Source organism: Kribbella sp. NPDC049227 (assembly GCF_043197265.1).
Classification (GTDB): domain Bacteria; phylum Actinomycetota; class Actinomycetes; order Propionibacteriales; family Kribbellaceae; genus Kribbella.
Window position 1 is genome coordinate 908,734 of record NZ_JBICST010000002.1, and the last position, 10,147, is coordinate 918,880.

The following is a 10,147-nucleotide window of genomic DNA, read 5'->3' on the forward strand; positions in this document are numbered from 1 at the left end:
AGGCTCGAAGTGCGAGCGACCGGTGGGGCGGTGGCACTTCCGCACCCGTCCCCGCCGGGCGTCAGGAGGCCCCGTGGAAGAACTCGTGCTCCCGACGGAAGACGACAGCGGGCGGGCCGCAAAGGCACGGCTGAACTTCCTCACGCTCGACCCGGTCGGGCCGAAGGACGTCCGGCCGTCGATCCTTGCCTCCTGGGTCCGGTCGCGGCGGTGGAATCTGCCCGCCGATCGGATCTCGCTGCCGTACGTCGCGGATCCCGACCTGGAACTTCCGTTGTCCAGGAGCGCGAGACCAGTCCTGCAGCAGTTGCACGAACACCTTGCCGGTCAACCGATCAGCGTCATCCTGACCGACCGGACCGGCCTGGTGCTCCAGCGTCTGACCGCTGACACCGAGCTGGCCCGGCACCTGGACAAGGTCCATCTGGCGCCCGGCTTCAGCTATGCCGAGGAGTTCGCCGGGACGAACGGGATCGGGACCGCCCTCGAAGGCGGCGGACCGATGCATGTCTTCGGGCACGAGCACTACGCCGAGGATCTCGAGGACCTCGCCTGCGCGGGCGTGCCGATCAAGCATCCGGTCACCGGCAAGACGGTCGGCGCGATCGACCTGACCTGCTGGCGCAAGGACGCCGGCACCTTGCTGATCGCGCTCGCCAAGACCACGGCCGACAACATCAGGGCAGCGATGCTGACCGACAGCTCGACGCGGGAGCTGGCGCTGCTGCAGGCGTACCGGCAGAGCGCACGCCGGCTCGGCGACATGATTCTCGCGGTCGATGACGACCTGCTGCTGATGAACGCCAAGGCCCGGCAGTGTCTCGACGCCACCGACCAGCGAGCGGTGCTCGGGTACGCCGGCGAGCTGCTGGCGCGCGGTGGCAGCGACGCCGTCGTGGTCGAGCTGCCCACCGGGAGCTGGGTCAAGATCAGCTGCCGCCCGATCGCGGTCGGCGCGCGGGACGAGGCCGGCATCATCCAGGTCAGCCCGCACAACTCCGGCTCGGAGAATCGGATGCCGACCGCGACGCATCGTCCGCCGCCCCGGCCGGTCCTTCCTGGCCTGGTCGGCCGCAGCGCGCCGTGGCTGGGCAGCAGCCGTGAGGTCGACAACGCCTGCCGGGCCGGGCAATGGGTCGTGCTCACCGGCGAGCGTGGTGTCGGCAAGGTCGCACTCGCCCGCGCAGCGCACCACCAGAACAATCCGGCCGGCCTGTTCCACATCGTCGACGCTGTCGGCTCGAGCGGCGGATTCGGCGCGGAGCTGGAGGCCGAGCTGGCCGACGACATGGTTCAGGCGCTGGTCATCCGGCACGCCGACCGCCTCGGCCCGCGCGATGTCGAGGGGACGATCGAGGCCCTGTACGACGTACTCGAGCGCCGGCCGTCGGAGCCGCCGTGGATCGTGCTCACGATGACCTCGGACGGCACGGATCTCCCCGATCTGGGGGAGTTGCTGGCGTTGTTCCCGCTGACCGTCGAAGTACCACCGTTGCGGCACCACATCGAGGATGTCCGCGAACTCGTCCCGTACGTCCTCAACCAGGTGAGCCACGGTGACCTGAGCTGCTCACCGGAAGCGATGCATCAGCTGATGCGGTCCTCGTGGCCCGGCAACACCGGGGAGCTGTGCCAGGTCCTCAAGCAGGTCGTTCTCCGCCGCCGTCGTACCGGCGTGATCATGCCGGCCGACCTCCCGGCCCGCGTCCAGGCCATCAGCCGCCGCAGCCTCAGCCAACTCGAGGCCCTCGAACGCGACGCCATCATCCGCAGCCTCGTCGCCAACGACGGCCACAAGGGCCGAGCCGCCAAGTCCCTAGGCATGTCCCGAGCCACCATCTACCGCAAAATCCACGACTACGGCATCCAGCCCTCGTAGTCACGCCCTGGTGACGATCCGTTCCACCGTGTCGCTCTCGGGGAGGCCGGGGCGGAGACGTACGCCGTGGCCGGGGGTGGTGGGGATGATGATTTGGCCGTTGGTGATGTGGGGGAGGCCTTCTACCAGGTTGGTGTACCAGGTGCGGAGGAAGGCTCGGACTGTTTCCTGGATGAGGCCGTTGGGGAGGCGAGGGTCAGGTGGGTGCAGGCGGCCAGGGAGGCGGGGCCGGTGCAGTCGTGCGGGGCGATGGGGATGCCGTAGGTGTCCGCCAGTGAGGCGACCTTGCGGGCTTCGGTCAGCCCGCCGGTCCACTGGACGTCGAGGGTGGCCACATCGATGGCACCGGACTGCAGGAGAGTTGCGAACCCGCGTCGTCCGACAGCCGTCTCGCCACAGGCGATCGGTACGTCGACGGAGGACGCCAGCACCTGGAGGGCGTCGACCGCGTCGGAGCGCATCGGATCCTCGACCCAGTACGGGCGGTACGGCGTGAGCGCCTCCATGATCGTGGTCGCGGCGCGGCGGCTCCACAAGCCGTGCAACTCGACCATCAGCTTCATGTCCATCCCGACCTCGGACCGGATCGCGTCGATGACGGCAAGACCCCGCTGCAGGTCGTCGTGGCCGATCGTCAGCCCGCCGGTCGCTTCCGCGGCCTGGTCGAACGGCCAGACCTTGAGACCACCGATGCCCTCGTCGAACAGTTCCCGCGCGAGCGCGGCGGGCCGGGTCATGAATGCCTCGAGATCCTCGTACTGGCGTTGGTCGGCGGAGCCATCCGGGATACCCCAGTTGTCCGACCGCTGTCGCGTGCTCGAGCCGATGTACCCGGGCCCGGCGCAGGTGTTGTAGATCGGCACCGACGTCCGCACCGGACCGCCGAGCAGCGCGGCCAGCGGCAGACCGGCGTACTGCCCGAGCAGGTCCCACAGCGCGAGGTCGACGGCAGCGTTGCCGCGTACCTCCGCGCCGGCGCCCTGGAACCCGAGGTACGGCGTGAGCGCCTGTGCCATCGCCTCCGGGGTGGGGTCCTCGGCCTGCAGCACCACCTCGGCGGCGGACTCGTGGATGTACGCCTCCACGGCCCGCGCACCGAAGAACGCCTCCCCGAGCCCGATCCGCCCGTCGTCGGTGTGCAGGCGCAGGAACATCAGATTCGGCTGGATCCGGGGTCGGATCGTCTCCACGGCGATGATTCTCACAGCGGCTCGCACCTGCCTCAGGCCTCGGGGATCGTCCGGACCATCCTGGCAGCGGCCGCCCCGGAATGAACCCGCCCCCAGTGGTGTTGACACGTCAACCTAGAATTGTTCAGGCTGACGTGAACGGCAGATGGGAAGTGGAGCGGATGAGCGACCTCTTGTTCGGGCTCGACACCTTCGGGGACATTCCGGAGGGTGACAACGGCGAGCTCGTGCCGGCCGCGGCGGCGATCCGGCAGGTGGTCGAGGAGGCTGTGCTGGCCGACCAGCTCGGCGTGGACGCGATCGCGCTGGGGGAGCACCACCGGCCGGAGTACTCGATCTCCACACCGGAGACGGTGCTGGCCGGGATCGCGTCGAAGACCGAGCGGATCAAGCTCGGATCCGGCGTGACCGTGCTGAGCTCCGACGACCCGGTCCGGGTGTTCCAGCGGTTCTCGACCGTGGACGCGCTCTCGAACGGACGCGCCGAGGTGATCCTGGGTCGCGGTTCGTTCACCGAGTCCTTCCCGCTGTTCGGTTACGACCTGAAGGACTACGACGTTCTGTTCGAGGAGAAGCTGCAGCTGTTCGTGCGGTTGCTCGACGAGAAGCCGGTGAGTTGGGAAGGCACCACCCGGGCCGCGCTCGACAACGCCGAGGTCTACCCGAAGACCGAGTCCGGCCACCTGAACACGTGGGTCGGCGTCGGTGGATCGCCGCAGTCGGTCGTGCGTACGGCGTACTACGGCCTGCCGTTGATGCTGGCCATCATCGGTGGAGCGCCGGACCGGTTCGCGCCGTACCTCGATCTGTACAAGAAGGCGGCCGAGCAGTTCGGCACCGTCGCGCACCCGGTCGGGATGCACTCGCCGGGCTTCGTCGCCGACACCGACGAGGAAGCGAAGGAAGTGTTCTACCCGCGGTACAAGGTCATGCGCGACCGTATCGGCGCGCTGCGTGGCTGGCCGCCGATCAAGCGTGAGGAGTTCGACGCCGAGGTCGCCCACGGCTCGATGTACGTCGGGTCGCCGGAGACCGTGGCCCGCCGGATCGCCGGCGCGGTCCAGAAGCTGGGTGTCGGCCGGTTCGACCTGATCTACAGCGCCGGTCCGGTGCCGGCGAGCGCCCGGATGAAGGCGGTCGAGCTGTACGGCACCAAGGTCATCCCGATGGTCCGCGACATCCTGGCGGGCTGACGTCATGACGAACGACGCAACCACGATCGCCATCCTCGGTGCCGGCAAGGTCGGCACCGTGCTCGCCCGGCTCGCGGTCGCGGCGGGTTACCGCGTACTGATCGCCGGCTCGGGTGATGTCTCGAAGATCGCGCTGATCGTCGAGATCGTCACGCCGGGCGCGGTCGCGACGACGGCGGCCGAGGCGGCGGCGCAGGCCGAGGTCGTGATCCTCGCGCTGCCGCTCGGCAAGTACCGGACTGTTCCGGTCGAGGCGTTGCGCGGCAAGCTCGTGATCGACGCGATGAACTACTGGTGGGAGGTCGACGGCATCCGCGACGACCTGACCGATCCGCGGACGTCGTCCAGCGAGATCGTGCAGGACTTCCTGCCCGGGTCCCGCGTGGTGAAGGCCTTCAACCACATGGGCTACCACGACCTCGACGAGGGCGCCCGCCCGCACGGATCCCCGGATCGAAGGGCCATCGCGATCGCGGGCGAACCCGCGGACACAGCCGCGGTCGCGGAGATCGTCGACGCGCTGGGCTTCGACCCGGTGATTGCGGGCCCGCTCGCCGAAGGCATGCGACTCGAACCCGGGACCGAGCTCTTCGGCGCGAACGTCCCGGCGGACGAGATCCACGCCATGCTCACGCGCTTCCCCGACACACCGCGTGGCCAGGCGGTCAGCGAGGCCCGGTCGGAGGACTCCCGCCTGACGGCGTGACCCACGCCTCGGTGTCACGGTGAATACGACTGGGTACGGGACGTATGCACGTGGCATGTCGAAGGGACGGCCCGTAGTACGTTCGAGGAGTTCGCAGTGAAAGCAGTGAGGCGTTCGGGGGCCGGGCATGTGAGTACACCGCGCGTGGTCCGATCTGCCAACATGCCGACGGACGTGAGTGGACCGTTCGTCTGCGGCTGGTCGGCGGTCGGAGAGTGCGCGGTGGTTCGCGTCGCCGGCAGGATCGACGACGTCAGCGCGCCGACGTTCGAGACCGAGTTACACCACGTGATCACCACCAAGCGGCCGACGCTCGTGGTCGATCTTCGCCGCGTGAGTCACATGGACCGTGCCGGCATCGAGGTGCTGAGGACCGCCGGCGAGTTGGCGGTCCAGCACAACGGATGGCTGCGGGTCGCCGGCGCGGCGACCTGGCTGGCCGAGCTGTTGTCGGACCTCGGCGGGCGGATCCGTCAGTATCCGAGCCTCGCGGACGCGTTGCCGTCGTACCGGCCGGCTCCGTCCGCGTGATCACGTCTTCTCGTGGTGCAGCGCGACCGCTGCCACGATGACCGCGACCGCCGCGAGTTCGGCGAGCGTCGGGATCTGACGCAGTACGACGGCACCGATCGCCGTCGCTGTGGCGGGCAGCAAGGCCAGCATCAGTGCGAACGTTGATCGCTTGAGTCGGGCCATCGCGAGTTGATCGCTGACATACGGGATGACCGACGAGCAGACCCCGACGCCGACCGCCGCGGCCAGTAGCTTCCAGTCCGTGAACGCCGGTGTGGCCTGCATGACCCCGACCGGTAGCGCGATCACAGTGGCGATGCCCATCGCGAGCGCCAACCCCTCGATCCTGCGCAGGCCGTCGACGCGCGACACCCGGTGTCCGAGTACGACGTACGCCGCGAAGAGGAGCGCATTGAGCGCTGTGCAGACCAGTCCGATCCAATCCTGCGACAGTCTGATGTCGGTGAGGATGTAGACCCCGGCGATGGCGAGGAGAAGTGCCAGCAGGTTCCGCAGGCTCCGCACCGCGATCGCGGCCAGCACGATGACCGGTGCGAACTCGGCCGCGGCGACCGTTCCCAGCGGCACCCGGTCGATCGCCAGGTAGAAGCTGCAGTTCATCACCGCGAGAACGGCGCCCCACCCGGCCAGCAGTTTGCGGGTGGCCGGGTCCAGGGATCGCCACGCCCTGAGTGGCCGGCGCCAGAGCCAGAAGATCGTGCCCGCGGCCGCGATGCGCAACCACGCGACGCCGAGCGGCTCGATCCGCGCGAAGAGCAGGACTGCCATGGCCGGGCCCAGATAGTGGAAGATCGCGCTGACCACGAAGTACGTCTGTGCGGGTACGACGTCGACCAGCCCGGCGTCCTTGGTCTTTCGCACCCCACAACCGTAGGAATCGGACACCTCCGACGACCATGGCGTTCCGGTCAGCGAAAGGTGCCCGATACCTTCGATTCGGCAAGTTTGGTGGGTGTCAGCCGGCTTGGACCCGACGGAAACCCTTGGTGGTCAGGTAGACGCCGACGGACAGCTCCCAGGCGGCGACGGGCAGCGTGGCGAGCAGGGACCAGGTGGACGTCTGCGTGTTGTGGCCGAAGACGGTGAGCATGTTCGCAGTGAAGAGAAGCGGTGCACCGATGAGGCCCAGTGTGGGGATGATGCGGGGCACCAGGCGGGACCGGTAGAGCAGTGTGCCGAAGAGTACGGCGTTGATGGTGGCCATGAAGCCGGGGCCGAACAGGAACGTCCAGTCGCGGACGGCGACCAGTGCTTGACCGGTCGCGACGTCGCCAGCCTGATCCTGCCGCAGGGTGACGACGGCGAGGAGGCTGACGACACCGACCATGATGATGGCGGCCTCGATCAGCCGGGAGCTGACGAAGCCGAGCGCCAGGGATTCGTTGTGTCGCTTCACCACCGGATACACCGCGACCGCGGAGCCGACACAGGTGACGGCGTTGACGAAATCGAGGAAGCAGCCCCACAGCACGCGGGTGTCCTGACCGGCACCGGTGATGTAGCCGGCGTCGTTCAGCACCGGGCTGAGCAGCACCAGCGCGGGGATCGAGGCGGCGAACGTGATCAGGTAGAAGATGCCGCCGGCCCGGGCGTTGTTCCTGGTCGGGTCGGCTGTACGACGGTCGGCGGACGCGGTGGATGCGGTGATGGTCATGGCAGTTCTCCAGGTGATGAGTGCTTCGCCGGATCGGAGTCGGTCCGGGCGACCGACAGCAGCGGGAGGCCGAGGTCGCGCAGCTTCTGCAGTACGCCGTGCAGTGCGGCCTGGTCGGCGACGCGGCCGTGGATGACCGTGGTGCCGTCGGCGGCGCTGGTGACGGTCAGGCCGTCGAACCAGGACGCCCACCGTGGGTGGAGCTGCCCTTGTAGGCGGATCTCGTACCAAGCTGAATCGTGCGACATGTCCGCAAGCTACGAGCGCTTGTGGTGACCGGGCATCACATCATGTGGTGATTTCAGCGTGTGAGCAGGTGGAGCTGGTGAGCCCGCCGGACCGCGCTGCGCCGGTTGGTCACGCCGAGTTTGGCGTAGATGTGCTTGGTGTGAGTGCGCACGGTGTTCAGCGACACGACGAGCTGGCGTGCGATCGAGGGACCGTCGAGTTCGCCGGCGAGCAACCGCAGGACGTCGAGTTCGCGGTCGCTCAGGGGGTCGACCAGGGCGTCATCTCCGGCCGGCTTCGGAGCCTGGGAGGTGGGTCGGCGTACCGCGTCCAGCAGCATGGGCGGATAGAGCCAGTCGGGCCGGCGTTGCGCGAGAGCGGACAGCATGGACGTCATCGGTGGGCCCTCGGCGATGAAGACACGGATGTAGCCTTCGGGCTCGGCCAGTGTCAGGGCTCGTTCCAGCGGGTCGACGTCGCCTTGGGCGAGTGCCCGTAGTACGAGGATCTCGATGATGGTGCCGGTTCTGCCTCCTGCCTCGGCCGCCTCTTGCAGCCGCTCGAGCAGCCGGATGGCGTCACCGCGTGCTTGCTCGGCGAGGAGGATGCGGGCCAGCGTCAGGTGCTCGTACTCGCGCAGATAGGAGAGCTCGTCGTCCGCTGACAGCCGCTGCTGACGGATCCAGTCGCGGGCGGCGGACAAGTGGCCCTGGGCAACCAGGACGCGCGCCCGGAGCGCCGCGATCGGACGAACGTTCGGTGAGAAGTCGCCGACGTACACGCGGTCGGCCGCATCGAGCTGATCCCGGGCGCCGGCGAGATCGCCCTCCGCTGCCCGGAGGCAGGCCGTCGCCACGCGCCACCGATAGGGGTTCTGCGGCAGGCCGGCGGCTGGCCCCAGGTCTTCGGCGCGCCGCAGATAGTTGCTAGCGGCATCGAGATCGTTCCGCTCCAGCGCGAGCCGGCTCAACCCGACGTACATGTCCGCGGTCCCGCGGAGACCTTCGCCGAGGTCGAGGGCTCGCTCGAAGGTGCTCTGTGCCTGCCGGAGCCGGCCCTGCGTGATCTCGATGTCGGCCAGCGTGATCGAACAGCCGAGGACGTCGGCGATGTACCCGATCCGTTGCAGCTCCCGCGCGGCCGTCGTGTAGCCGTCATGCGCGGCTTCGAGATCCCCGCCGGCCCAGTGCGCGAGACCCGCCAGCGCCGAGGCAGAGGCGGTGGTGAGGTGGTCGCCGTCGACAGCGCGATCGATCGCGCGGCCGGCATGCTCGATGGTCCCGGCCGGATCGCCAGAGGCCAGCGCCAATGCGGCCCGGTACGTCTCGATGGTGCCGGGCAGCCTGACGAGTTCGCCGCGGTCGACGACCACCAAGGCGTCCGCCGGTCCCGCGAGCACACGCTCGACGTCGTCGATCCGTTGCCCGACGCCGTCGAACTCGTTGCAGGACATCAGCGCCCCGACGAATCCGATCGCGAGGACCGGCCGTTTCTGCACGACGTCGTTCGGTATGTCGTCCAGCCAGCGTCGCAGCGTGGGTTCCTGCCGCTCCCGTTGCAAGGCGGGCACAGCCAGCTCGACCAAGTCCGCGGCATGCTCAGCGTCGCCGGCCGCAAGGGAGTGCTGCACGGCTGCGACGGTCTCTCCGGCCTCCTCGTACCAGCTGCTGGCGCGTCGGTGCAGCTCCGCGAGGTCGCCACGTTCCTCACGCAGATGCGACCGCAGTACGTCGCCGAAGAGGTGGTGATAGCGGTACCACCGGCGATGGTCGTCGAGCGGCACCAGGAAGAGGTTCTGCCGCTCGAGCGCCTCGAGCATCGCCTTGCCACCGGACCGTCCGGTCACGGCATCACACAGCGGTCCGGTCAGCCGGTCGGCGATCGACGTCTCGAGCAGGAACCGGCGTACGTGGTCCGGCTGCCGGTCGAGCACCTCGTCGAGCAGGTAGTCCACGACGTACCTGTCATCACCGGCGAATCCTTCGATGAACGCGGTCGCGTCGTCACGCCCTTGCAGCGAGAGTGCCGCCAGCCGGAGAGCGGCGATCCACCCCTCGGTCCGCCCTTCGAGCGTGGCGATGGCCGCCGCATCAAGATCCAGCCCGGTCAGATCGTTCAGGTACGCCGTCGCCTCGTCGACGGTGAAGCGGAGATCGGCGGCGCGGATCTCGACCAGCTCGCCCCGCGCACGCAAGCGAGCAAGGGGGAGCGCGGGGTCGGCCCTGGTGCTGATCAGCAGCTGCACCTGTGGCGGCAGATGCTCGACCAGGAACGCCATCCCCGGCTGGATCTCCGGACCGTCCGCAAGGTGATAGTCGTCCAGCACAAGATCCACGTCGTCCGGAAGAACGCTGAGCTCGTTGAGTGCGCCGGCCAGCACCGACTCGATCGGTGCCTGACCCGACCGGAGCAACCCGAGCGCGCCCTCACCAACACCCGGAGCGGCCCGCTCCAATGCGGTCAGCACGTAGGCCCAGAACGTGGTGGCGTGACGATCGCTCGCCTCCAACGAGACCCACGCTGTCCGGCCTGGGCGCTCGGCCGCCAAGGCCGAGAGGAGGGTCGTCTTTCCGAAACCCGCCGGTGCCGAGACGAGCGTCAACCTGATGTCGTCCCGGCGTCGCAGACGCTCGGCGAGCCGCGCTCGTGGCACGAGAGCCTGCCGGTTCCGGGGCAGATAGAGCTTTGATTCGAGGAGAGGGCTGTGCATCACCAGCTCCCCTCGTCGGCGTTCTTGGAACGAGCGTAGGGCAGGGCCTGTGA

9 protein-coding genes are annotated in these 10,147 nt (G+C 68.7%); 4 read left to right on the top strand and 5 right to left on the bottom strand.

Going from position 1 to position 10,147, the window contains the following annotated elements; genetic code table 11:
* Positions 1–73: 73 nt before the first annotated feature.
* Complete coding sequence (locus ACGFH6_RS11105; RefSeq protein ID WP_393382550.1) at positions 74–1,879, top strand: sigma-54-dependent Fis family transcriptional regulator; 1,806 nt, start codon at positions 74–76, stop codon at positions 1,877–1,879.
* Between the two features lie 122 nt (positions 1,880–2,001).
* Here the strand turns inward: ACGFH6_RS11105 and ACGFH6_RS11110 are convergent, their stop codons facing one another.
* Complete coding sequence (locus ACGFH6_RS11110) at positions 2,002–3,069, bottom strand: mandelate racemase/muconate lactonizing enzyme family protein (RefSeq protein ID WP_393382552.1); 1,068 nt, start codon at positions 3,067–3,069, stop codon at positions 2,002–2,004.
* A 161-nt stretch (positions 3,070–3,230) separates the two neighbouring features.
* Here ACGFH6_RS11110 and ACGFH6_RS11115 point away from each other — a divergent pair, with 161 nt between their 5' ends.
* From ACGFH6_RS11115 to ACGFH6_RS11125, 3 genes are all read left to right on the top strand, one after another.
* Complete coding sequence (locus ACGFH6_RS11115; RefSeq protein ID WP_393382554.1) at positions 3,231–4,262, top strand: LLM class flavin-dependent oxidoreductase; 1,032 nt, start codon at positions 3,231–3,233, stop codon at positions 4,260–4,262.
* Positions 4,263–4,266: 4 nt separating this feature from the next.
* Complete coding sequence (locus ACGFH6_RS11120; protein WP_393382556.1) at positions 4,267–4,968, top strand: NADPH-dependent F420 reductase; 702 nt, start codon at positions 4,267–4,269, stop codon at positions 4,966–4,968.
* A gap of 162 nt (positions 4,969–5,130) precedes the next feature.
* Positions 5,131–5,499 carry an STAS domain-containing protein gene (locus ACGFH6_RS11125; protein WP_393382558.1) on the top strand — a complete coding sequence of 123 codons (369 nt, stop codon included), beginning with the start codon at positions 5,131–5,133 and terminating at the stop codon, positions 5,497–5,499.
* On the opposite strand, the gene ACGFH6_RS11130 is transcribed toward ACGFH6_RS11125, so the two are convergent.
* The 4 genes from ACGFH6_RS11130 to ACGFH6_RS11145 form a co-directional block, all read right to left on the bottom strand.
* Positions 5,500–6,363 (bottom strand): DMT family transporter, encoded by an 864-nt coding sequence (locus ACGFH6_RS11130; RefSeq protein ID WP_393382559.1) that lies wholly within the window; start codon positions 6,361–6,363, stop codon positions 5,500–5,502. It lies immediately after the preceding gene.
* A gap of 94 nt (positions 6,364–6,457) precedes the next feature.
* Positions 6,458–7,156: a DUF4386 domain-containing protein gene (locus ACGFH6_RS11135; RefSeq protein WP_393382561.1), complete on the bottom strand. Its 699-nt coding sequence runs from the start codon at positions 7,154–7,156 to the stop codon at positions 6,458–6,460.
* Positions 7,153–7,404 carry a hypothetical protein gene (locus ACGFH6_RS11140; RefSeq protein ID WP_393382563.1) on the bottom strand — a complete coding sequence of 84 codons (252 nt, stop codon included), beginning with the start codon at positions 7,402–7,404 and terminating at the stop codon, positions 7,153–7,155. The genes ACGFH6_RS11135 and ACGFH6_RS11140 overlap by 4 nt, the downstream gene beginning before the upstream one ends.
* Positions 7,405–7,457: 53 nt before the next feature.
* A complete protein-coding gene (locus ACGFH6_RS11145) occupies positions 7,458–10,094 on the bottom strand; it encodes a LuxR C-terminal-related transcriptional regulator (protein WP_393382565.1) in 2,637 nt (878 codons plus the stop codon).
* Positions 10,095–10,147: the final 53 nt, after the last annotated feature.